General features: G+C 61.5%; 18 protein-coding genes. 10 read left to right on the top strand and 8 right to left on the bottom strand.

Features of this window, described 5'->3' with window-relative positions; genetic code table 11:
- The first annotated feature begins 69 nt into the window (after nt 1–69).
- Complete coding sequence (locus L9B60_RS12000) at nt 70–1,101, top strand: histone deacetylase family protein (protein WP_249678890.1); 1,032 nt, start codon at nt 70–72, stop codon at nt 1,099–1,101.
- 8 nt (nt 1,102–1,109) lie between these two features.
- Here the strand turns inward: L9B60_RS12000 and L9B60_RS11995 are convergent, their stop codons facing one another.
- Entirely contained in the window at nt 1,110–2,297 is a 1,188-nt protein-coding gene (locus L9B60_RS11995) for a YeeE/YedE family protein (RefSeq protein ID WP_249678888.1), read from the bottom strand.
- Between the two features lie 43 nt (nt 2,298–2,340).
- Nucleotides 2,341–3,876 carry a MocR-like pyridoxine biosynthesis transcription factor PdxR gene (gene pdxR, locus L9B60_RS11990; protein ID WP_249678887.1) on the bottom strand — a complete coding sequence of 512 codons (1,536 nt, stop codon included), beginning with the start codon at nt 3,874–3,876 and terminating at the stop codon, nt 2,341–2,343.
- A 90-nt stretch (nt 3,877–3,966) separates the two neighbouring features.
- Between pdxR and L9B60_RS11985 the strand changes: the two genes are divergently transcribed.
- From L9B60_RS11985 to L9B60_RS11975, 3 genes are read left to right on the top strand one after another with little or no spacing between them, the layout of a single operon-like run.
- Nucleotides 3,967–4,593: an FMN-binding negative transcriptional regulator gene (locus L9B60_RS11985; protein WP_249678877.1), complete on the top strand. Its 627-nt coding sequence runs from the start codon at nt 3,967–3,969 to the stop codon at nt 4,591–4,593.
- Between the two features lie 10 nt (nt 4,594–4,603).
- On the top strand, nt 4,604–5,050 hold the full coding sequence (locus L9B60_RS11980; RefSeq protein WP_249678875.1) for a GNAT family N-acetyltransferase: 447 nt from the start codon (nt 4,604–4,606) through the stop codon (nt 5,048–5,050).
- An 8-nt stretch (nt 5,051–5,058) separates the two neighbouring features.
- Complete coding sequence (locus tag L9B60_RS11975) at nt 5,059–5,730, top strand: GNAT family N-acetyltransferase (RefSeq protein ID WP_249678873.1); 672 nt, start codon at nt 5,059–5,061, stop codon at nt 5,728–5,730.
- Between the two features lies 1 nt (nt 5,731).
- On the opposite strand, the gene L9B60_RS11970 is transcribed toward L9B60_RS11975, so the two are convergent.
- Nucleotides 5,732–6,631: a homocysteine S-methyltransferase family protein gene (locus L9B60_RS11970; RefSeq protein ID WP_249678872.1), complete on the bottom strand. Its 900-nt coding sequence runs from the start codon at nt 6,629–6,631 to the stop codon at nt 5,732–5,734.
- 110 nt (nt 6,632–6,741) lie between these two features.
- Here L9B60_RS11970 and L9B60_RS11965 point away from each other — a divergent pair, with 110 nt between their 5' ends.
- From L9B60_RS11965 to L9B60_RS11955, 3 genes are all read left to right on the top strand, one after another.
- Nucleotides 6,742–7,563 (top strand): ABC transporter substrate-binding protein, encoded by an 822-nt coding sequence (locus L9B60_RS11965; RefSeq protein WP_249678870.1) that lies wholly within the window; start codon nt 6,742–6,744, stop codon nt 7,561–7,563.
- A complete protein-coding gene (locus L9B60_RS11960; protein WP_249678868.1) occupies nt 7,560–8,393 on the top strand; it encodes an amino acid ABC transporter permease in 834 nt (277 codons plus the stop codon). Before L9B60_RS11965 ends, L9B60_RS11960 begins: the two co-directional genes overlap by 4 nt.
- Before the next feature lie 63 nt (nt 8,394–8,456).
- The gene (locus tag L9B60_RS11955; protein WP_249678866.1) at nt 8,457–11,348 is read left to right on the top strand and encodes an autotransporter outer membrane beta-barrel domain-containing protein; all 2,892 of its coding nucleotides are present in this window, start codon (nt 8,457–8,459) and stop codon (nt 11,346–11,348) included.
- A gap of 139 nt (nt 11,349–11,487) precedes the next feature.
- Here the strand turns inward: L9B60_RS11955 and oadA are convergent, their stop codons facing one another.
- Both oadA and L9B60_RS11945 read right to left on the bottom strand, forming a co-directional pair.
- Nucleotides 11,488–13,296 carry a sodium-extruding oxaloacetate decarboxylase subunit alpha gene (gene oadA, locus L9B60_RS11950; protein ID WP_249678864.1) on the bottom strand — a complete coding sequence of 603 codons (1,809 nt, stop codon included), beginning with the start codon at nt 13,294–13,296 and terminating at the stop codon, nt 11,488–11,490.
- 100 nt (nt 13,297–13,396) lie between these two features.
- Entirely contained in the window at nt 13,397–14,812 is a 1,416-nt protein-coding gene (locus tag L9B60_RS11945) for an acetyl-CoA carboxylase biotin carboxylase subunit (protein WP_249678862.1), read from the bottom strand.
- 187 nt (nt 14,813–14,999) lie between these two features.
- Here L9B60_RS11945 and L9B60_RS11940 point away from each other — a divergent pair, with 187 nt between their 5' ends.
- On the top strand, nt 15,000–15,959 hold the full coding sequence (locus tag L9B60_RS11940) for a LysR family transcriptional regulator (RefSeq protein WP_283780604.1): 960 nt from the start codon (nt 15,000–15,002) through the stop codon (nt 15,957–15,959).
- Here L9B60_RS11940 and L9B60_RS11935 read toward each other — a convergent pair.
- The 3 genes from L9B60_RS11935 to L9B60_RS11925 form a co-directional block, all read right to left on the bottom strand.
- Complete coding sequence (locus L9B60_RS11935) at nt 15,904–16,119, bottom strand: PA3496 family putative envelope integrity protein (RefSeq protein WP_249678860.1); 216 nt, start codon at nt 16,117–16,119, stop codon at nt 15,904–15,906. The two genes, L9B60_RS11940 and L9B60_RS11935, sit on opposite strands and share 56 nt — an antisense overlap.
- Nucleotides 16,120–16,281: 162 nt before the next feature.
- A complete protein-coding gene (hexR, locus tag L9B60_RS11930; RefSeq protein ID WP_249678858.1) occupies nt 16,282–17,148 on the bottom strand; it encodes a transcriptional regulator HexR in 867 nt (288 codons plus the stop codon).
- 108 nt (nt 17,149–17,256) lie between these two features.
- Entirely contained in the window at nt 17,257–20,142 is a 2,886-nt protein-coding gene (locus L9B60_RS11925) for a GGDEF and EAL domain-containing protein (protein ID WP_249678856.1), read from the bottom strand.
- A gap of 134 nt (nt 20,143–20,276) precedes the next feature.
- Between L9B60_RS11925 and uvrD the strand changes: the two genes are divergently transcribed.
- Both uvrD and L9B60_RS11915 read left to right on the top strand, forming a co-directional pair.
- Nucleotides 20,277–22,460: a DNA helicase II gene (gene uvrD, locus L9B60_RS11920; protein ID WP_249678855.1), complete on the top strand. Its 2,184-nt coding sequence runs from the start codon at nt 20,277–20,279 to the stop codon at nt 22,458–22,460.
- A gap of 235 nt (nt 22,461–22,695) precedes the next feature.
- Complete coding sequence (locus L9B60_RS11915) at nt 22,696–23,541, top strand: Tim44 domain-containing protein (RefSeq protein ID WP_249678852.1); 846 nt, start codon at nt 22,696–22,698, stop codon at nt 23,539–23,541.
- The last annotated feature ends 220 nt before the right edge of the window (nt 23,542–23,761 follow it).

Here is a 23,761-nt window from a genome sequence, read left to right as displayed (position 1 = left end):
CTGACGTTCACTCGGGGGCTCTCTCGCATCAAGAATAGCGGCGTGTACTAGCCCTCGGAGAACAAGAAAATGCTGACGATCTATTCGGATGACCATCACCTGCATCATGGCCGCTGCGAGCTGATCGACGGGAAATTGATGCCCTGCTTCGAAATGCCGTCGCGCGCCGACCACGTGTTGCAGCGGGTCAAGGATCGCGAACTGGGCCCAGTACAGGCGCCCCGGGACTACGGCCGCGGGCCGATCGAGCGTATTCACAGCAACGACTACCTGAATTTCTTCCAGGGCGCCTGGCAACGCTGGGCCGAGATGGGCAATAGCGAAGACATGATGCCCTTCACCTGGCCCGCCCGTACCCTGCGTGCAATCAAGCCGCAAACCCTACTGGGCGAACTGGGCTACTACAGCTTTGATGGTGGCGCACCGATCACCGCCGGTACCTGGCAGGCCGCCTACAGCGCCGCCCAGGTTGCATTGACCGCCCAAGCCGAGATGCAGGCCGGCGCCTACAGCGCATTCGCCCTGTGCCGCCCACCGGGGCACCACGCCGCCAGCGACGTGATGGGCGGTTACTGCTACCTGAACAACGCCGCCATCGCCGCGCAGGCCTTCCTGGATTCGGGCAAGCAACGCGTGGCGATCCTGGACGTGGACTACCACCACGGCAACGGCACCCAGGCGATTTTCTACGAGCGCAGCGACGTGTTGTTCGCCTCGATCCACGGCCACCCCGAATTCGAATTTCCGTTCTTCCTGGGCTATGCCGACGAGACCGGCGAGGGCGCAGGCGAAGGTTTCAACGTCAACTACCCATTGGCCTCGGGCAGCGCCTGGGACGTATGGAGCGCCGCCCTAGAGCAATCCTGCCAGCGCATCGATGACTACGCCGCCGACATCATTGTCGTATCGTTGGGCGTGGACACTTTCAAGAATGACCCGATCTCGCAATTCAAGCTCGACAGCCCGGACTACCTGGCCATGGGCAAGCGCATCGCCGCCCTCGGCAAACCCACGCTGTTCGTGATGGAAGGCGGTTACGCGGTGGAAGAAATCGGCATCAACGCGGTCAACGTGCTGGAAGGTTTTGAAAGCGCCCTGTAGCAGGGTGTTCAGCGCTCGCCGGCGAAAAACATCGGCCGCAACCGAACGCCCACACCATTGCCGATAAATGCCGCCACCAGCCACAACCAACCGTGGATGCTACCCGAGGCGATGCCGCTGAAGTACGCGCCAATGTTGCAGCCATATGCCAGGCGCGAACCGTAGCCCAACAACAGGCCGCCAATCACCGCGGCCACCAGCGAACGGGGTGGGATTTTCAGGCTGGGCGCGAAATGCCCGGCCAGCCCCGACGCCATCAACGCGCCCAGCACGATGCCGATGTCCATCACGCTGGTAATGTCTTGCCACACCGGTGCGGCCAGTGCCTTGGCATTTGCCGCGCTCTGCCAGAAGGCCCAGCTTGCGACATCCACACCCAGGCCGCTGGCGACCTTGGCACCCCACAAGGCGAACGCCGAAGTGATGCCCCAAGGGCGCCCTGCCAGGGCCAGGGTGGCGAAGTTCAGCAACGCCAGCGCCACCGCGCCCCACACCAATGGCCATGGGCCTTGGAACAAGCGCGCCAAGCCGTAATGGGCACTGCCCACTGGCTGCATCAGGCTGCCGTGGCGCTGTTTTTCCAGGCGAACGGTCACTGCGGCAATGACCGCAAACAGCGCCAGGCTGAATACCAGCGCAGGCATCACGCCCAGGCTTTGCACGATGGAAGTGGGCGGCAGCGAAGGCAGCGAGAACCACCAGCCGACGTGATGGGTGGCGATCAGCGAGCCACAGATGAAAAATAGCAGCGTCACCAGCATTCGCGCGTTGCCGCCACCCACGGTGAACAGCGTGCCCGAAGCGCAGCCGCCGCCCAATTGCATGCCGATGCCAAAAATGAACGCGCCGAAGATCACTGATACACCCGCCGGGGCCACCAGGCCAACCACCGGCTGGCCGAACAGGCTGCCAGCGCCCAAGGCCGGGAAAAACAGCAGCACGGCCAACGCCAGCATCACCATCTGCGCACGCAGGCCCGCGCCACGACGCTCGCGGATAAACACGCGCCAGGCCGAGGTAAAGCCGAACGAGGCGTGGTACAGAGTTACGCCAAGAGCAGCGCCGACGATCAGCAACCACACTTGGCGCGAGCCAACATTGGCATAGAGGAAATAGCCGCCCGCCAGCAGCAGGGCGAACGCTACCAGCGGCGCACCCAGCTTGCGCTCAGGCGTCGCGGAAAGGGTCAGGCTCATGAACGATGTCTCGTGAAGTTTTCAAGCGCCACAGTATAACCCCTCAACTCCGCCACACCTCCCGCAGCCGGGCCAACGCCGCAACGATGGCAGAGCTATCCACAGCCGCGAAACCCAGCACCAGGCCAGCGTGTGGCTCGGGTGAAGCAGGAAGCCAGTAACTGCTCAAGCCATTGATTTCGACATCCACCTGTTCTGCCAGCCGAATCAATTGCTGCTCGCGCGCCAGGCTCTCGACCGGCACGCTCAAGTGCAGCCCGGCCGCGACTTCGGGCATCGGCCCTATACCGGCGATACCCACGGGCCAATGCTTGAGCAGGGTATCCCGGCGGCTCAAGGCAGCGCGGCGCATACGGCGAATGTGCCGCTGGAAATGGCCCTTGGCAATAAACTCGGCCATCACCGCCTGGGTGCCTATTTCCGAGTGCCGTACCGAAACACTACGCCGGCGCGCGAACGGCTCCACCAGCGCCGCAGGCAAAACCAGGTAGCCCAGGCGCAGCGCCGGGAAGGCCACCTTGCCGAACGTGCCCACATACAGCACGCGCCCCTGGCGATCCAGTGCCGCCAACGGCGCCAGTGGTGCGCCGCTGTAGCGGTACTCGCTGTCGTAGTCGTCTTCGATAATCCAGCTCTGGTGCTGCTCGGCCCACGCCAGCAACGCCAGGCGCCGCGCCAGGCTCAGGGTAACGCCGGTGGGGTACTGGTGCGCGGGGGTGGTGTAGACCATCCGGCAGGGTGCCATTTGCGCCAATGCTGCGCAGTCCAGGCCATCGTTGTCCACAGGCACGCCGCACAAGGTGGCACCGGCATTGGTAAAGGCATGTGCAGCGGCGCGGTAGCCCGGATTCTCGATTGCCACGCGGTCGCCAGCGTCCAGCAGCAGCTGTGCACAAAGCCCTATGGCCTCCTGTGCGCCACTGGTGATCACTATTTGCTCAGCCGTGCAATTCATCCCCCGCGAACTGCGCAAGTAAGCAGCTATCAACTGGCGTAATTTTGGTTCGCCGGCCGGATCGCCGTAGCCCAGTCTGGCCAGGTCCGGGTTTCGCCAGAAAGCCCCGTAAAGCTTGGCCCACACCTCAAATGGAAACAGATCCATGGCCGGCAGGCCCACCCGGAATGCGCGTGGAGCACCCTGCCTGAAAGGCGGCAAATGATGCGTCTCAAGGTTTTCCAAGGCACGGGTTTCAGCCTTTTTACTGGATGTAACTCCAGTGATTTCTGATGAAATTGTGGATAAACCTGTTGATAACCCCAGGGATAACCCTGTGGACAGTTTTGTGGATAGTTTTTTTGCAGGGCCGCCAATGTGCGCCAGTTGCGCAACGTAAGTCCCGTCGCCAACACGGCCTTCAATAAAGCCTTCGGCATACAGCTGATCGTACGCACGCATCACCGTATTGCGCGAAATACCCAAGGCTGCGGCCAGATCGCGGCTGGCCGGCATGCGCGTGCCACCACCCAACTGCCCCTCCAGCACCCGCTGGCGCAACGCTTGGTAAAGCTGGCGGCTCAAGCCACGACGGCGGTCCAGCACCAGGCCAGCCGGATCAAAGGGCAACGACAAGGCTTGCATGCAAATGGCTCTATAAAAATGATTGTTAATGGATCTTACAAAGGTCCAATCCGCTGCCTAGGATTAACACAGCCCTGACGGAAGATCGATATGTACATACCTAGCGCATTTAAAGACCAAGACCTTGCCCGCCTGCACCAGCAGATCGAGCAGACGCGCCTGGCGATTCTGGTGACCCAGGGGGCTAACGGCCTGCTGGCCAACCATATCCCACTGCTTCTGCATGCCGACGAAGGCCCCCATGGCACCTTGCACGGCCATCTGGCGCGGGCCAACCCGCAGTGGCAAGACCTGGCAGATGGCGCGCAAGCCCTGGTGATCTTCAGTGGCGCGGACGCTTACGTCAGCCCGGGCTTCTACCCCAGCAAGGCGGAACACGGCAAGGCGGTGCCCACCTGGAATTTCCTGGCGGTGCACGCCTACGGTCAGGCCGAAGTATTCAGCGAGCCTGCGCGATTGAAAGCGTTGGTCAGCGAACTGACCGACCGCCACGAAGCCGGCCAGGCGAAACCCTGGGCGGTGAGCGATGCCCCGGCGGACTACATCGACGGCATGCTCAAGGCCATTGTCGGCTTCGCCCTGCCGATCAGCCGCCTGGAGGGCAAGCGCAAGCTTAGCCAGAACCGCAGCCAGGCCGATGTTCAGGGGGTGGCCCAGGGCTTGGCCGCCAGCGACGACCCGCAAGATCGGCAACTTGCTCAATTAATGAACACCTGAGGAGCCCAGCATGTCCGCTATCGAGATCCGCCCAGTGAGCAGCGCCGACCACCAACATTGGCTGCCGTTGTGGCAGGCCTATCAACGCTTTTACCAGACCCAGATACCGCAGCAGGTGAGCGACGTCACCTGGCAACGCATGCTCGACCCGGCAGAGCCGATCAACGCGGCGCTGGCCTGGGAGAACGGCAAGGCCATTGGCATGGTCCACTTTATCTACCACCGCTCATGCTGGACGGTGGAGAACTCCTGTTACTTGCAGGATTTGATCGTGGCCGACGGCCAGCGCGGCAAAGGCATCGGCCGCCAGTTGATCGAACATGTGTACGCGACCGCTCGCGAAAACGATTGCGTCAAAGTGCATTGGCTCACCCACGAAACCAATGCGACCGCTATCCTGCTATACGAGCGTATTGCCGAACGACCCGGCTTCATTCAATTTCGCCAGGCTCTTTAGGAACCCCCATGACGACCGAATTACACTGGAAACCTGCCGTACACCCGGTGGCAAAAACCTTGGAAGGGCGTTACATGCGCCTGGAAAAACTCGACCCGCGCCGCCATGGCGCCGACCTGTGGGAAGTACTGCAAGGCGAACTGCGCGACCAGAAGCTCTGGGATTACCTGCCTTACGGGCCCTTCACCGAGCGCGAGCCCTTCGACATCTGGCTCGACACCTATGCCATCAGCAATGACCCGATGGGCTTTTGCGTGATCGACAAGGACACCGGCCAAGCGCAAGGCATCCTCAGCCTGATGTCCATCGTGCCGGAGCACGGGCGTATCGAGATCGGCCACGTGGCCTTCAGCGCCGCCATGCAGCGCACGCCCAAGGGCACCGAGGCCATTTACCTGCTGGGCAAGCTGGCGTTCGACCAGGGTTACCGACGGCTGGAGTGGAAGTGCAACAACGACAACGCCCGCTCCAAATCGGCGGCGCTGCGTTTTGGCTTCAGTTTCGAAGGCATCTTCCGCCAGCACATGGTGGTAAAAGGCAAGAATCGCGATACCGCCTGGTATTCGATCACCGACCAGGAATGGCCGGCCATCGCCCAGGCCTTCGAGGCCTGGCTGGCAGAAGACAACCAGGCCCCCAGCGGCCAGGTCAAAACCCTGGCCGAACTGCGTCAGGCGTAAGTTATTTCAACTGCCCGGCCAACACGGCAATGTGTTCCGGGCCAATACCGCAGCAACCGCCCAAATGGCTGGCGCCGCGTTGGCGCCAGTTGCTCGCCCAATGCAGGTAGCCCGGCGGGTCGAGGTCATCACGCAACTCGTCGAGGCCATCGTTGGCCTTGGCATCCTTGGGTTGCGGCGGGAAGGCGTTGGCATAGGCACCGATCTTGATATCCACACCCAGGCGCTCGAACGTGGCTTTGGCAGCGTCGATGGCCGCGCCGATCACTTCCGGCTGGCTGCAGTTGAACAGCAGTGTGGCCACGCCCAGCGCTGCAGCCGCTTGCGCCGCTTCAGCAACCGGTTCGCCCGAACGCAGGCGCGGCACTTCATCGGTGTCTTCATCTTGAAGGGTGAACGACAGCCAGAACGGCTTGCCGTCCTGCGGCAGCCCTGCGCGAATGGCTTGGGCTTCGGCAATCGAGCTTTGCGTCTCCGCCAACCACAGGTCCACATGCTCGGCCAGGCCATTGACCAACGGCTGAAGGATTTCACCCACGCGCGCCGCTTCAAACAGGTCGGGGCGGTAGGAACCAAACAGCGGTGGCAGTGAACCCGCCACCTGCACCGTGCCCTGGGCCGCATCAGCCGCCTTGCGCGCCAAAGTGCCGGCTACCGCCGCCAACGCCTGCCCTTGCGTGGCGAAAAGAGCCTCGCCGATGTGAAACGGCACCACCGCGTAACTGTTAGTGGTAATCACGTTGGCACCGCTTTCGATATAGGCCGCGTGCACGGCCTGAACGTGCTGTGGTGCCTCGGTCAACGCCAGGGCCGACCACTCGGGCTGCCGAAACGGCGCCCCGCGACGCTGAAGTTCGCGGCCCATGCCGCCATCGAGAATCACTACAGAATTTTCGCTCATATGCCGCCCGGTTATATGTATATGAAAAAAACTCACTATGAGTAGTTCTCTTATAACTATTTAATACGCTGAATCGTTTAAATCACAACTATTTTTTCCTGGGGTCTGTTTTGAAACTTCGCACTTTGCTGGGCATTGGCCTTGTCACGCTGGCCGCATCCACTCAAGCCCTGGCGGGTGCCACCCTGCAGCGCGTGGAACAGAAAAAAGAGCTGGTCGGCGTGCTGATGGAAAGTTATCCACCGTTCTCTTTCCTCAACGATCAGAACCAGCTCGATGGTTTTGACGTCGACGTGGCCAAGGCCGTGGCGCAGAAACTGGGCGTCAAGCTACGCTTGGAAACCCCGTCCTGGGACGTGATCGCCGCAGGCCATTGGAGCGGGCGCTATGACATCTGCATCTGCTCCATGACCCCGAGCAAGGCCCGCGCGCAGGTCTTCGATTTCCCCGTCGAGTATTACGCTTCGCCCGCCGTCATCGTGGTCAATGCCAAGGATGAGCGCATCCATTCGGCCAAAGACCTCAGCGGCCTGAAAGTCGGCCTTACCAGCGCCTCCAGCTACGAGAGCTACTTGAACAAGAACCTGGTGATCGAGGGCAAGGAAGACACCCCCCTGGTGTACCCGTTCGACAACGTGCAGATCGCCCCGTACGACACCGACAACGTCGCCTTCCAGGACTTGGGCCTTGGCGCCGGCGTGCGCCTGGACGCCATCCTGACCAACCTGGTGACTGCACAGCCACGGCTGGACCAGGACAAGCGCTTCAAGATCGCCGGCGCGCCGCTGTATGAAGAACCCAATTCGGTGGCCATCGAGAAAGGCGATGCCGAGTGGGACGCCAAGGTGCGCCAGGTATTTGCCGATTTGAGACAGGACGGCACCCTGAGCAAACTGTCGCAAAAATGGATTGGCGCCGACATCAGTAAATGACTTCCTTCGAGCCCCCTCGCCCACCGCAACCGGTAAACGAAACCCTGTTGCAGCGCATCTTCGGCTTTCGCACCCGGCTGTACCTGACCTGGGCGGCGATGTTTGTGTTGTTTGCCGGGTTCTTCCTGAGCTTTGACCTGAAGTTCTCGGTAATCCTGGACAAGCTGCCAAATCTTGTGGGCTACCACCTGGCGCCCAACGGCTTCTTGCAGGGCGCCGCGCTGACGCTGTTTTTGTGCCTGTGCTCGATCGTGGCATCGGTGCTGCTGGGTTTCGTCACTGCGTTGGCGCGCTTGTCGAGCAGCGCGGTGGCCTTTGGCATCGCCAGTTTCTACGCCTCGTTCTTCCGTGGCACGCCGCTGTTGATCCAGATCCTGCTGATCTACCTGGGGCTGCCGCAACTGGGCGTGGTACCCGGAGCCATCAGTGCGGGCATCATCGCCCTGTCGCTGAACTATGGCGCCTACCTGAGCGAGATCTTCCGCTCCGGCATCATCGGCGTAGCCCCCGGCCAAGGCGAGGCGGCACGCGCCCTGGGCCTGCGCCCGGCAGTGATCTTCTGGCGCATTACCCTGCCCCAGGCGATGCGCACCATCATCCCACCCACCACCAACCAATTTATCTCGATGCTCAAGGACTCTTCACTGATCTCGGTGATGGGTGTGTGGGAAGTGATGTTCCTGGCGCAGAGCTATGGCCGCTCCAGTTATCGCTACATCGAGATGCTGACAACGGCTGCAATCATTTACTGGATCATGTCGATCGGCCTGGAATTGCTGCAATCGCGCCTGGAAAAGCACTACGGCAAAGCCTACTCGCAGCAACGTTAAATAATTCTGTAAGAACCCTTCGCTATACAGGACGGCCCTTTCAATAAGAACAAGGCCGTCCTTATGCCCCCTGCGCAAAATCGTCTCGCCCTGACCTTCGCCTTGCTTGGCGGCAGCGGCCTGGCCAGCGCCGCGCCCATTGTCATCAGCACTGCCACTACGGCCAGCCAAACCCTGAGCGGTGCGACGGCATTGACGGTGACGTCGACCGGCAGCATCACCAACGCCAGCAAGGCCGTGAGCTTGAAAGACGCCACCAGTGACGCCGGCGTGGTGGTGGATAACGCCGGCACGATCCAGTCCAGTGGCGGGCGGGCCATCGACAGCAGCGGCGACATAACGCAGGCGCGCAATTACTCAATCACCAACCGCAGCGGCGCGTCGATACTGGGATATGACGACGCCCTGCGCATCAACAGCAATTTCGCCAGCGGCAGCATCCTGATCGACAACAGCGGCACGATCCGCTCCAGTACTGGCCAAGGCATTGACCTGGACGCAGTGCGCAGTGCCGGCGTGACCACCACCATTTACAACCGTGCTGGCGCGCTGATCCGCGGCGACGCCAGCGACGGTATCAAGACCGGCGGCAACGCGACGCTCTACAACTACGGCAAGATATCCACAGGTGACTCGCTCACCGACGACCAGAAATACGACGGCGTGGACATCGACTCCGCAACCGGCGTGACGGTGTACAACTACGGCGATATCAGCGGTGGCCGCCACGGCATCACCACCGATTTGGGCGCCACGCTCTACAACTACGGCACCCTGACCGGGCGCAATGGCTCAGGCTTCGGCTCGGATGGCGATGGCACGGTGTATAACCACGGCACCATCACCGGCGCCTACTCGGGCCTGAAAACCAACGGCGATGGGGACGGCGTGGACATCGATGGTGTCGGCCATGTGGAAAACTATGGCGTGATCCAGGGGACCGGCGCCGGCGGTGTGGATAAAAACGGCTTTGCCAATGGCAGCGAAGGGATTGCCATGGGTGGCGGCTATATTCTCAACGCCAGCGGTGCGCTGATCAGCGGCGCCAATAACGCCATCCTGGTCGACGACGGCAGCGATGGCCCAGGGGTGGCGGCCACCTATTTGGAAAACCACGGCACCATCCAGGGCCTGGCTGGCTTTGGCGTGAAGTTCGTGGGCGAGTACGCCGACACCGTGGTCAACGACGGCTTGATCAGTGGCAGCAATGGCCTGGCCCTGAGCCTGGGTGGCGGCAACGACACCTTGATCCTGCGCAGCGGCAGCCGCTTCGACGGCCTGGTGGACGGTGGCAGCGGCTACGACAGTGTGATCCTCGACGATGCGCGGGGTGGCAGCTTTGGCGCCAGCCAAAATTTCGAGTGGCTGAACGTCAGCCAAGGCACCTGGACCCTTACCGGACTGGGCGACTTCAGCGACGGCGGCGAAGTGGCCAGCGGGGCCAAGCTGATCAACCAGGGCAGTATTGCCGGCACCCTGACCGTCGATAGCGGCGGCGTGTATGCCGGAGGCGGACGGGTCGGTAACCTGACCCTCGCGAGCGGCGCCACCCTGGCCTTTGCCGTCAGCGCCGATGGCAGCAGCACGCCGGTGCAGGTCACCGGCACTGCAAACCTCAATGGCGCAACGCTGGCGATCAATCCAAGCCCAGGCGAGTACCCCTGGCAAAACCACTACGCCGTACTGCAGGCCGGTAGCGTGAATGGCACCTTCGCCAAGGTGACCAGCGACTATGCCTTCCTGACCCCAACGCTAAGCTATACGCCGACCCAGGTCGACCTGGAATACGATCGCAACGACATTGCCTTCGCCAGCTACGCCAGCACCGCTAATGGCGCCAATGCCGCCAGCAGCCTGGCGGGCCTGAGCCAAGGCGCCCTGTACAACGCCTTGCTCAATACCACCACCGCGACCGCAGGCGCCGCTATCGAGCAACTGTCGGGCAACAGCACCGCGAGCCTGGGCGCTGCCACGTTGACTGGCGCGGCCCAAGTAGGCAGCACCATGCTCGCGGCCATGCAACAGATGGGTAGCGGCAGCAGCCTGCTGGTGGGGCTCAACGCCAAGGAAGGCCCGGTGCTGGCCTCCAATGGCGTGCCCGACAGCGCCCGCAACCTCAATGACCCGAATGCACAATCGCGCGTTTGGGTTCAGGCGCTGGGCAGCTATGGCAAGCTCGACGGTGCAAACGGCGGCAGCGCGCTCACCCAACGCACGCGCGGCAGCGTGCTTGGCGCCGACTGGGCAGCCACCAGCGACTGGCGGATTGGCGTATTGGGCGGCTATTCCAAAACCGATCTGGACACCACCGGCGTCGACGGCTCGGTAGACAGCTGGCACCTGGGCGCCTACGCACAACGCTTGAGCGGCCCATACGCCCTGCGACTGGGCGCGGCTTACAGCACCCACGATGGCGACAGTAAACGTGAAGTGGCCTTCAATGGTTTCACGGACACACCACGCGGCGACTACGACGCCAACAGCCAGCAGGCCTTTGCCGAACTGGGCTACAGCTTGGGCCGCGGCCGCCTCAGCGCCGAGCCATTCGCCAACCTTGGTTACCAGCGCTACCACCGCGACCGCTACAGCGAAAAAGGCGGCGCCGCAGCATTGCAGGTGGATGCCACCACCCAGGACAACTTCAGCAGCACCTTGGGCGTGCGCCTTGCCCACCTGAGCCAACTGGACAACGGCATCAGCCTGACCCCGCGCATGAGCCTGGGCTGGCGGCACACTTATGGCGATGTCGACAGCACCACCCGGCAGGCGTTTCTGCAGGGTGGCAGTGCCTTCAGCGTGCAGGGTACGGCGCTGGACCGGGACAGTCTGCTGGTCGAGGCCGGAGTGGATGTAGGGCTGACCGCACGGCAAAGCGTCGGGTTGGGGTATAGCGGGGAGATGGGCAGTAATAGCCAAAATCATGCGGTAATAGGGCAATATCAGTTCAGGTTTTGAGGACCCCTTCGCGGATAAATCTGCGCCTACATGGCTTGTAGGAGCGGATTTATCCGCGAAGGACTCACCCCAAACCCCAGGCAAAAAAAAGGGAGGCCGAAGCCCCCCCGAGGTTAAACGTTGTGTCGAAGGCGGCTAATCAGCCCTCGATTTCAATCAGAATTTCACCCGGGTTGACCCGGTCGCCCTTGGCCACGTGAATGGCGGTGACCTTGCCGGCAATGGCCGATTGCACTTCGGTCTCCATCTTCATCGCTTCGGTGATCAACACGGCCTGGCCGGCTTTGACGGTGTCGCCTTCCTTGACCAGCACGTCGACGATGTTGCCCGGCATGGTGGTGCTCACGTGGCCTGGCGCAGTGGCCTGCTTGCGCTTGCTGCTGCCGCCACCGACGAATTCGTTGAGCGGTTCGAACACCACTTCTTCCGGCATGCCGTCGATGGACAGGTAGAAGTGGCGCTTGCCTTCGGCCTTCACGCCCACGCCGGTAATATCGACGCGGTAGGTCTCGCCGTGCACGTCGATGACGAACTCGGTAGGCACGCCTTCGCCGCCGGCCGAGCTCACGCCGCCCGCCTCGGGAATTGGCAGCAGTACTTCCGGGGTCAAGGTGCCGGCCGCACGCTCTTCCAGGAACTTGCGCCCGATGTCCGGGAACATGGCATAGGTCAGCACGTCTTCTTCGGACTTGGCCAAGGTGCCGATTTCAGCGCGCAGCTTGGTCATTTCCGGCTTGAGCAGGTCAGCCGGGCGCACGTCGATGACTTCTTCGCTGCCGATGGCCTGGCGCCGCAACTTCTCGTTGACCGTGCCTGGTGCCTTGCCGTAGCCGCCTTGCAGGTACAGCTTCACTTCGTTGGTGATGGTTTTGTAGCGCTCGCCGGCCAGCACGTTGAAAAATGCCTGGGTGCCGACGATTTGCGAGGTCGGTGTCACCAGTGGCGGGAAGCCCAGGTCTTCACGCACGCGCGGGATCTCGGCCAACACTTCGCCCATACGGTTCAGTGCGCCCTGCTCCTTGAGCTGGTTGGCCAGGTTGGAAATCATCCCGCCTGGCACCTGGTTCACCTGCACGCGGGTATCGACGGCGGTGAATTCGCTTTCGAACTGGTGGTACTTCTTGCGCACGGCATAGAAGTACAGGCCGATTTCCTGCAGCAATTCCAGGCTCAGGCCGGTGTCGAACTCGCTGCCTTTAAGGGCGGCGACCATCGACTCGGTACCTGGGTGGCTGGTGCCCCAGGCAAAACTGGAGATTGCCGTGTCGATATGGTCGGCGCCGTTTTCGACAGCCTTGAGCTGGCACATGGCGGCAAGGCCAGCGGTGTCGTGTGAGTGGATGAACACCGGCAGCGACTGCTCGGCTTTCAGCGCCTTGACCAGTTCGCCAGTGGCGTATGGGGTCAGCAGGCCGGCCATGTCCTTGATCGCCACCGAGTCGCAACCCATGGCTTCCATTTGCTTGGCCTGGGCCACGAACGCGCCGATGGTGTGCACCGGGCTGGTGGTGTAGGCGATGGTGCCCTGGGCATGCTTGCCGGCAGCCTTTACCGCCTCGATGGCCACGCGAAGGTTACGCACGTCGTTCATGGCATCGAAAATACGGAACACGTCGATGCCGTTGACCGCCGCCTTGGCAACAAAGGCTTTGACCACGTCATCGCTGTAGTGGCGGTAGCCCAGCAGGTTCTGGCCACGCAGCAGCATTTGCAGGCGTGTGTTGGGCAGCGCGGCGCGCAGTTGGCGCAGGCGCTCCCACGGGTCTTCTTTGAGGAAGCGCACGCAAGCATCGAAGGTGGCGCCGCCCCAGACTTCCAGCGACCAGTAGCCGACCTTGTCGAGCTTGTCGCAGATCGGCAGCATGTCTTCGGTGCGCATGCGGGTAGCCAGCAGGGACTGGTGGGCGTCGCGCAGGATGGTGTCGGTTACGAAGATCTTCTTGGACATTGGTATCTCCTCATGAGCGGCAAGCTTCAAGCTACAAGCTGCAGGTAAAAGCAGATCTGCTTCACCTTGCAGCTTTCAACTTGCAGCTCGCAGCTGCTATTCATAGGCCTGCGTGGGCGGCGATGGCGGCGGCGATGGCCAGGGCCAACTCTTCGGGTTTGCGCTTGATCGAGTAGTTGGTCAGTTCAGGGTGGCTTTCAACGAAGCTGGTATTGAACTGGCCGCTACGGAATTCCGGGTTACGCAGGATTTCCTGATAGTACGCGGCAGTGGTCTTCACGCCCTGCAGGCGCATGTCATCCAGCGCGCGCAGGCCGCGGTCCATGGCCTCTTCCCAAGTCAGGGCCCACACCACCAGTTTCAGGCACATCGAATCGTAGAACGGCGGGATGGTGTAGCCGGTGTAGATCGCCGTGTCGGTGCGCACGCCGGGGCCGCCGGGTGCGTAGTAACGGGTGATCTTGCCGAAGCTGGGCAAGAAGTTGTTTTTCGGGTCTTCGGCGTTGATGCGAAACTGCAACGCGAAACCACGATGTTGGATGTCTTCCTGCTTGACCGACAGCGGCAACCCGGAGGCGATGCGGATCTGCTCGCGAACGATGTCGATCCCGGTGATTTCCTCGGTGATGGTGTGTTCCACCTGCACCCGAGTGTTCATTTCCATGAAGTACACCTCGCCATCGGCGAGCAAAAACTCCACGGTACCGGCGTTTTCGTAACCCACGGCCTTGGCGGCGCGCACCGACAGGTCGCCGATGTAGGCGCGCTGTTCGGGGGTCAACTGCGGGCTTGGGGCGATTTCGATCAGCTTCTGGTTGCGGCGCTGGATCGAGCAATCGCGCTCGAACAGGTGCACCACGTTGCCAAAGCTGTCACCGAGGATCTGCGCCTCGATGTGCTTGGGGTTGACGATGCATTTTTCCAGGAACACTTCGGCCGAACCGAAGGCCTTGGTGGCCTCGGAAATCACCCGGGGGAAGGCCTGTTCGAGTTCTTCGCGGCTGTTGCAGCGGCGGATACCACGGCCGCCACCGCCGGAGGTGGCCTTGAGCATCACCGGGTAGCCGATACGCTCGCCTTCCACCAGTGCTTCTTCGATGTCCGCAACGTTGCCTTCGGTGCCCGGGGTTACCGGCACGCCAGCCTTGATCATGCTGCGACGCGCTTCGGTCTTGTCGCCCATGCGGCGGATCACTTCAGCCGAAGGGCCGATGAACTTGACCCCGCGCTCGGCGCAAATGTCGGCCAATTCGGCGTTCTCTGAAAGAAAGCCGTAGCCTGGGTGCAAGGCATCGCAGCCGGTCTCGACAGCCAGGTTCACCAGCTTGCGTGGGTTAAGATACCCAGCCAGCGGTTCGGCGCCGATGCTGTGGGCTTCGTCAGCCCGTTTGACATGCAGGGCATGCCGGTCGGCGTCGGAGTAGATCGCGACCGAGCGAATGCCCATCTCGGCGCAAGCGCGCACGATTCGCACTGCAATCTCACCACGGTTGGCGATCAGGATCTTTTTTATCACTTGGACTTCCTCGACCGTTGGACCTATCGAATCGGCTACGCCGTTCGTTGCGTGACCAGATGTGTCTGGCCAGCCGCGTATTCACACTATCGCTCATCATCGATAAACAAAAATCAATAATTGTTAGGTCCAGCATTAGCTAAACCTTATAGTTGATTTTTCGAATAACTGGCAGGCGGGCAAATACATGCGTAAGTCATTGATGCGTATGACATTGCGTCAATTACAGATCTTTAACGAGGTGTGTGATTTACGCTCTTACAGCCGTGCGGCAGAAGAAATGTCGCTTACGCAACCCGCCGTAAGCCTACAAATTCGTCAGCTGGAAGAGTTGGTGGGCCAACCATTATTCGAATACGTGGGCAAAAAACTCTACCTCACCGAGGCCGCCGAGGCCTTGCAACGGGCCAGCCGCGATATCTTTGGGCGCCTGGAGAGCTTCGACATGCAGTTGTCCGACATGCAAGGCTCGCTGCAAGGGCAATTGAAGCTGGCGGTGGAGTCCAGCGCCAAGTATTTCGTGCCGCACCTGTTTGCCGCTTTCAAAAAGCTCCACCCGGAGGTCAACCTGACCCTGACCGTGGTCAACCGGGCGCAAGCCATTCGCAGGCTTTCGGACAACCGTGACGACCTGATCATCATGTCCATGGTGCCTCAGGACATGGGCCTGGAGTTCATGCCCTTCCTGAACAACCCGATTGTCGCGGTGGCTCCCCCGGGTCACCCGCTGTGTGCCCTGGAGCGCTTGCGCCTGCAAGACCTGGAGCCGCACACGCTGCTGATCCGCGAGCAAGGCTCGGGAACGCGCAAGGCCTGCGAAGAGTTCTTCAAGGACAAACGCGTGCACTTCACCCAGACACTGGAGGTGGCCTCGGCCGAAGCCCAGCGTGAATGTGTGATCGCCGGCCTTGGGCTGGCCATGCTGACCCGGCATGCGCTGAACATGGAGCTGAGCATGGGCACGCTGGTGGAGCTGCCAGTGGAGGAGCTGCCGCTTTACCGCAGTTGGTGCATCGTGCAGGCCAAGGCCAAGCGGCAATCACCGGTGGCCTTGGCATTCCTGGCGTTCATTCGCACCGAACGTGCGCAGATCAGCGTGCTGGTTGAGCGCTTTTCCGGCCAGCCGCAGGCGCGGCCCAGTAGTTGATCCCCTGAATATCGGGGTAGTCGGAAATTTCCTGCAGCAGGCGGCGCTGCTCGGAGTAACTCTCGATCGCCCGGCGAAACTCCATGCGCCGCTGATCTTCCTGCTGACGTTTGCTTTGTTTGTTGCCAGGTTCTTGCGAGCCATCGAAGTAACGAGCCATTGCCTGTCTCCCAGTTCGAGTTCGGGAGTTCAGGGTGGGCTTTGGCGGTGACGGTTTTGGGTCGCGCGGATGAATATCCTGTTAAACCGTGGTGAGTTTTTCGCGGATAAATCCGCTCCTATTGCAGGAGCGGATTTATCCGCGAACCAGGCATCACCGATTTCAATCGTCCAACGCCTTGATCGACTTGGGCGACAACCGCAGGCTGCGCAAGCTGCGCTTCACGCTCTTGAGGTGGTTGACCAGGCTTGGGCCGCGGGCCATGGCAACGCCCATGGCCAGCACGTCGATCACTACCAGGTGGGCAATACGCGAGGTCAGCGGGGTATAGATCTCGGTGTCTTCGTGCACGTCGATGGCCAGGTTGACCGTGGACAGTTCGGCCAACGGCGTTTGGCTCGGGCACAAGGTGATCAGCGTGGCACCACTTTCGCGGACCAGGTTGGCGGTGATCAGCAGGTCTTTGGAGCGGCCTGACTGCGAGATACAGATCGCCACGTCACCGGTTTTCAGGGTGACTGCCGACATTGCCTGCATGTGTGGGTCGGAATACGCCGCCGCGGTCAGCAACAAGCGGAAGAATTTATGCTGGGCATCTGCCGCCACCGCGCCCGACGCACCAAAACCGTAGAACTCGACCCGCTGCGCGGCCGCCATGGCCGTCACCGCGCGTTGCAATGCATGCGGGTCCAGGTGCTCGCGCACCTCCATCAGCGTGTGCAACGTGGTGTCGAAGATCTTCAGGCTGTAGTCGGCTACCGAGTCATCCTCGTGGATCGCGAACTGGCCGAAACTGGCGCCTGCCGCCAGGCTTTGCGCCAGCTTGAGTTTCAGGTCCTGAAAACCGGAGCAACCGATCGCACGGCAGAAGCGCACGATGGTCGGTTCACTGATGCCCACGTTGTGGGCCAGGTCGGCCATGGAACTGTGCATCACAGCCGCAGGGTCGAGCAGCACATGGTCAGCGACCTTGAGCTCCGACTTGCGTAACAGATGGCGAGACTGGGCGATGTGTTGCAACAGGTTCAATGGGCAAGACTCGATTAGGGTCAGATGGACCGGGTTGTAGCTTTCTTGTAGTTATACTACATGACCTTGGGTACGCCCAGCTAAACGATGTTCGACTTCGAACTGCGGCTAACCATCGCGCCCATCACGTATTCGATCATAGACTAGCAATTGCGCCAAAGCCTCGGCTTCTACGGGCCGGCTGATCAAATAGCCCTGCACCTCGTCACACCCGTGGGCCCGCAAAAAGTCCAATTGCTCCTGAGTTTCGACACCTTCTGCAACAACCTTGAGGTGCAGGCTGTGGGCCATGTCGATGATCGCGCGGGTAATCGCGCCATCTTCACTACCTTCGGCCAACCCGCGGATAAACGCCTGGTCGATCTTCACGTAATCCACGGGAAAGCGCTTGAGATAGCTGAGCGATGAATAGCCCGTGCCAAAGTCATCGATGGCCAACTTTACGCCCAATGCCCGCAGTTGGTGGAAGGTCGCGATGATGTGTTCCACGCTGTCCAGCAACTGGCTTTCCGTCAGCTCAAGCTCCAGCAAGGCTGGCGCCAGGCCGGTTTCCTCGAGCACTTGGCGTACCAGGCTGACCAGCTTGCCCTGGCGCAACTGATGCACCGAAAGGTTGACCGACATGCGAATGGGCGCAAGGCCCATGCGCTGCCACTCGCACGCCTGGCGACAGGCTTGGCGCAGCACCATCTCGCCGATGGGCCCGATCAACCCGGTTTCTTCGGCAAGACCGATGAATTCGCCAGGCGCGATCATGCCCAATGTCGGGTGCCGCCAGCGCACCAAGGCTTCGGCACCGTTCAGGTGCCCGGAGGCCAGGCACAGCTTGGGCTGGTAGTAGACTTCCAATTGCTTTTCGTCGATGGCCTTGCGCAGTTGGTTTTCCAATTGCAGGCGCTCCAGCGTGCTGGCCTGCAGGCTTTCCGTGTAGAACTGGAAGTTATTGCCGCCCAGATGCTTGGCGTGCTGCATGGCCATGTTGGCCTGGCTGACCAGTGCGGAAATTTCCCGCGCGTTATCCGGCAGCAGACTGATGCCCACCGAGGCACTGATCACCAGCTCCTGATCGTTGATAAACTGCGGCACCCGCAGTTTTGCCAGCAACCGGCCAGCAACCCGGGCCAGGCTCGACAGGTTGGCGTAGGCGTCGAACAACACGGCGAATTCGTCACCGGAAAGCCGCGCGATGGTGTCGGCCTCGGGCAATGCATTACTGATGCGCCGCGCCATCTGTTTGAGCAACTGGTCGGCCTGTTCATGGCCCAGGCTGTCATTGAGCAGCTTGAAACGGTCCAGGTCGATGTGCAGCAAGGCCAGGCTGCGCCCCCCTTGGCGGACCCGCTGGCTGGCCTCATGCAGCCGATCACGGAACAGCGAGCGGTTGGCCAGGCCCGTCAGCTCATCGTAGTGGGTGAGGTAGCGCATGCGCTCCTCAGAAGCCCTGCGGGCTGATAGATCGGCGAAGTAGCCCACTATATGGCTAATATTTTGCCGATGATCGCGCACTACGCTTAGCTGCAGCCATTGCGGATAGAGCTCGCCACTCTTGCGCGCCTCCACCAGCTCGCCCTGCCACTGGCCGGTCTCTTGCAGCGCAGCCTGAAACGTTGGCAGGTGACGGCGCGCGTCACGGCTGCACGCCAGATCGATCAGGTTGCGGCCCAGTACCTCACCATCGGCATACCCGGTGATGCGCGTGAACGCCTGGTTCACGGCCAGCAGAGTGTAGTCCGCGTCGACAATCAAAATCCCTTCGCCCGCCGCCTCAAACACCATGCTCGACAAGCGCTGCTGCTCTTCCAACGCCTTGCGGGCGCTGATGTCGCGACGGGTACCGAGCATGCGCAGTACCCGCCCGGTGACCGAACGCTCCACGGCTCGGCCACGGTCCTCGACCCACAGCCAGCGGCCATCGCTGTGGCGAATGCGGTATTCGATGCGATAGTCCTCGCTGCGCCCCTTCATGTGCTCCACCAGCGTGCGCTTGAGCAACGGCAGGTCGTCGGGGTGCAGGCGTGGCTTGAGGTGGCGCAGCATGGCCTTGACGTAGTCGGGCTCCAACCCGAACAGCTCTTTGAGGCGGGTGTGGTGAACCTCGTCGGTGCGCAGGTTCCAGTCCCACAGCCCCAACTCACTGGCCTGCAAGGCCATGGCCAGGCGTGCCTCGCTCTTGCCCAGGGCCTGGTTGGCCGTGTCCAGCTCGGCACTGCGCTGGGCCACGCGGCTCTCCAGGCCAGCCTGGGCCTCACGCAATTGGGCCTCTACGCGCCGGCGTTGCTCAACCTCGGTGCCCAGCTCCAGATTAAGTCGCAAGCCTTGGGCCTGTGCATGCTGCAGATCCTCGATCAGTTCCTGGTTTTGAAAGCGTCGTAGCAGGCTGCGCTCAATCAACCGGTTGACCTGCCAGGCCACTACAAACAACGCGATCAGCAGTATCAACGCCAGCCAGCCCCAGCCTTGCTGCTGGTCGTTGCCCTCGTAGAACACATAAATGATCGGCGGCAGCAGGCAGGGCAAGGCGAAGGTCAGGAACGCTGGCAGGCTGACCGCATAGGCCACGCTGGCCGACAGCGTGGCGGCGCCCAGCAGGCCGAACACCCAGGCCTGTTGCACGAAATTGTCGGTAGGTACCAGCATGATCGCCGCGCAACCGATGGTTAGCCCACTGAAAGCCGAGCCAAACAGAAACATGCGCAGCCAGTTGGGGTGGGCCTGGCGGTCCGGGATGGCCGAGTCGAACGCCGCGACCTGAATCACCCGCAATGCCACTAGCGACATCAACCAGACCAGCCAGATGCTGACGATCAGGTAATGTTGCGGGCTCCACAGCAGCCAGGCGCAGACCAGGCCGTTGAGCAGCATGAACAAGGTGGGCAGCAGCGAGCCCTGGTAAAGCAGGCGCGTGCGCTCGACCACCAATTGTGCGGCGTATTTTCGACGAATGTCGCGTTGGCCCGGCTCGGGGGTACCCGGCAGGCCTGAAGCAAGTGTCATAGGCTGTATTCTTGTTTTGTGTGGCGCCTGAAACGTGGTTCGGAGCATACACAAGCGTAGGTCCCAACCAAACTTTTTCGACCGCTCGCAAGCCGGGTTTGCTCCAAACTTGTCCTGCACCCTAAAATGGGCGGATGCGCGATGACCTCTCCCTTCTGCTGAACTCTCTCAACGACGCCCAACGTCAGGCCGTAGCGGCCTCCGTCGGCCGTCAGTTGGTCCTGGCCGGTGCCGGCTCCGGTAAAACCCGAGTGCTGGTGCACCGTATCGCCTGGTTGATCCAGGTCGAGCAGGCCTCACCCCACTCGATTTTGTCGGTGACCTTCACCAACAAGGCCGCCGCCGAGATGCGCCACCGCATCGAACAGCTGATGGGGATCAACCCCGCCGGCATGTGGGTGGGCACCTTCCACGGCCTGGCGCACCGCTTGCTGCGGGCCCATTGGCAGGAAGCAGGGCTTAACCAGAACTTCCAGATCCTGGACAGCGACGACCAGCAACGCCTGGTCAAGCGCGTGATGCGCGAGCTGGGCCTGGACGAACAGAAATGGCCGGCCCGCCAGGCGCAGTGGTTCATCAACGGCCAGAAAGACGAAGGCCTGCGACCACAACACATCCAGGCCGGTGGCGACCTGTTCCTGGCCACCATGAAATCGGTGTACGAGGCCTATGAGGCCGCCTGCCAACGCGCCGGCGTCATCGATTTCTCTGAGCTGCTGCTGCGCGCCCTGGACCTGTGGCGCGACAACGCTGGCCTGTTGGCACACTACCAGCGGCGCTTCCGTCACGTGCTGGTGGACGAGTTCCAGGACACCAACGCCGTGCAGTACGCCTGGTTGCGCCTGCTGGCCAAAGGTGGCGACAGCCTGATGGTGGTGGGCGACGACGACCAGTCGATCTATGGCTGGCGCGGCGCCAAAATCGAGAACATTCACCAATACTCGGCCGACTTCCCCGACACCGAAGTCATCCGCCTGGAACAGAACTACCGCTCCACCGCCGGCATCCTCAAGGCTGCCAACGCCCTGATCGCCAACAACACCGGGCGCCTGGGCAAAGAGTTGTGGACCGACGGCGGCGACGGCGAGCCGTTGAGCCTGTACGCAGCTTTCAATGAGCACGACGAAGCCCGCTACGTGGTCGAGACCATCGAAAGCGCGATCAAGACCGGCATGGCCCGCAGTGACATCGCCATTCTGTATCGCTCCAACGCCCAGTCGCGGGTATTGGAAGAGGCCTTGCTGCGCGAACGCATCCCGTACCGCATCTATGGTGGCCAGCGCTTCTTCGAACGCGCCGAAATCAAGAACGCCATGGCCTACCTGCGCCTGCTGGAAGGCCGCGGCAATGACGCGGCCCTGGAGCGGGTGATCAACGTGCCGCCGCGCGGCATCGGCGAAAAAACCGTGGAAGCGATCCGTGACCATGCCCGCCATGCCGAAGTGTCGATGTGGGAAGCCATGCGCCAACTGGTGGCCAACAAGGGCCTGACCGGTCGCGCGGCCAATGCCCTGGGTGCCTTTATCGAGCTGATCGAGAACCTGGCGGCCAAGGTATTGGACATGCCGCTGCACCTGATGACCCAAACTGTCATCGAGCAGTCCGGGCTGATCACCTACCACCAGGAAGAAAAAGGTGAAAAGGGCCAGGCACGGGTAGAAAACCTTGAGGAACTGGTCAGCGCCGCGCGCAACTTCGAAAACAGCGAAGAAGACGAAGACCTGACCCCGTTGGCCGCTTTTCTCGGCCATGCCTCGCTGGAAGCCGGCGATACCCAGGCCGACGAACATGAGGACAGCGTGCAGTTGATGACGCTGCACAGCGCCAAGGGCCTGGAGTTCCCCCACGTGTTCCTGGTGGGTATGGAAGAAGGCCTGTTCCCGCACAAGATGAGCCTGGAAGAACCCGGCCGCCTTGAAGAGGAGCGCCGCCTGGCCTACGTGGGCATCACCCGGGCCATGCAGCAACTGGTGATGACCTATGCCGAAACCCGGCGCCTGTACGGCAGCGAGACCTATAACAAGGTTTCGCGCTTCGTGCGCGAGATTCCGGGTGGCTTGATCCAGGAAGTGCGGCTGTCCAACAGTGTCAGCCGGCCGTACGGCTCAGGTCAGAAGCAGAACTCCAGCAGCCTGTTCGGCGGCGCGAGCATCCCGCAAACCGAATTCAGCCTGGGCCAGCACGTCAGCCACGCGGTGTTCGGCGAAGGCGTGATTCTCAACTTCGAAGGTTCCGGCGCCCAGGCACGGGTGCAGGTGAACTTCAGCGAAGGCAGCAAGTGGTTGATGATGGGTTACGCCAAGCTCGAAGCGATCTGAGCTGAGTTCGCGGCGCCTGCTTCGCGGATGAACTTGCTCCTACCGGCGCGTGTATTTGTTGGCCGATGAATCCGCTCCTGTAGGAGCGGATTCATCCGCGAACCTGCCGGCACAACGCTCTGATCATCACGCGTGAGTTACTTCGCAGCAAAAGCTCGAAACACTCTGTCACTGGCCTTGTCACATACACATGTGCAACATGGCGCGCGTGCAATCCATAAATGGGAATCCCCTTATGCAACGTTTTCTAAGCATCGCCCTGGCGCTGGTCATCGGTTTGACGATGAGCCTAGACGCCCAGGCCAAGCGTTTTGGTGGCGGCAAGAGCATGGGCGCAGCGCCCACCCACCAAACCCAACAAATGGCTCCGTCGGCCGGCGCCGGCGCTGCAGCTGCAGCCCCTGGCCGCGCCGCACCGGCGGCCGGTGGTGCTTCGCGCTGGCTCGGCCCATTGGCCGGTATCGCCGCTGGCGGCCTGCTGGCCTCCATGTTCATGGGCGGTGGCTTCCAGGGCATGCAGATCTTCGACATCCTGATCATGGCGCTGATCGCCTTCATGGTGTTCCGCTTCATCGCCTCCCGTCGCCGCAAGCAACAGGAGCAAATGGCTCCAGCGGGCGCGCCGATGCAGCGTGAAGCCTTCGGCCAGCCACAGCAGCCTATCTTCGGCGGCTCGGCGGCGCCTGCTGCGCGCCCGGTCATCAACGCACCGGCCTGGTTCAACGAAGAAAGCTTCCTGAACGCCGCCCGTGGCCACTTCCAAGCGCTGCAGCAGCACTGGGACGCCAACGAGATGGACAAGATCGCCGAGTTCGTTACCCCGCAAATGCTGCAGTTCCTCAAGCAGGAACGTGCCGACCTGGGTGACAGCTTCCAGTCCACCTATATCGACAACTTGCAGGTGCAACTGGATGGCGTCGACGACCGCGCCGACAAGACCATCGCCACGCTAACCTTCAACGGCGTGTCGAAATCCTCGCGCTTCGACCAAGGCGAAGTGTTCAGCGAAAGCTGGAACATGGAACGCCCGCAAGGCGACAATCAGCCTTGGCTGGTTGCAGGTATTCGCCAGAACGGCTGATACAAAGGCATTGCACAGAAACACCCCACTGGTTGGGGTGTTTTTTTTTGTCAAAAGTATGTTGTAACTCATCGCTATACAGGCTGCGCTTGGCACAGGTCGAACGGTCGCTTGAGCCCTTCCTGAGCGTTAAAGAGCGGTGTCAGGAACTTCTTGCTGGAGCCTGGACTCGACTATGGCGGTAGAACAAGAACTGAAACCAGGCCAAACGCCTCCGGAC

It is taken from the genome of Pseudomonas abieticivorans (assembly GCF_023509015.1).
Lineage (GTDB): Bacteria > Pseudomonadota > Gammaproteobacteria > Pseudomonadales > Pseudomonadaceae > Aquipseudomonas > Aquipseudomonas abieticivorans.
Note: the sequence above shows the minus strand (reverse complement) of the source record. Positions and strands in the feature narration are given on the sequence as shown.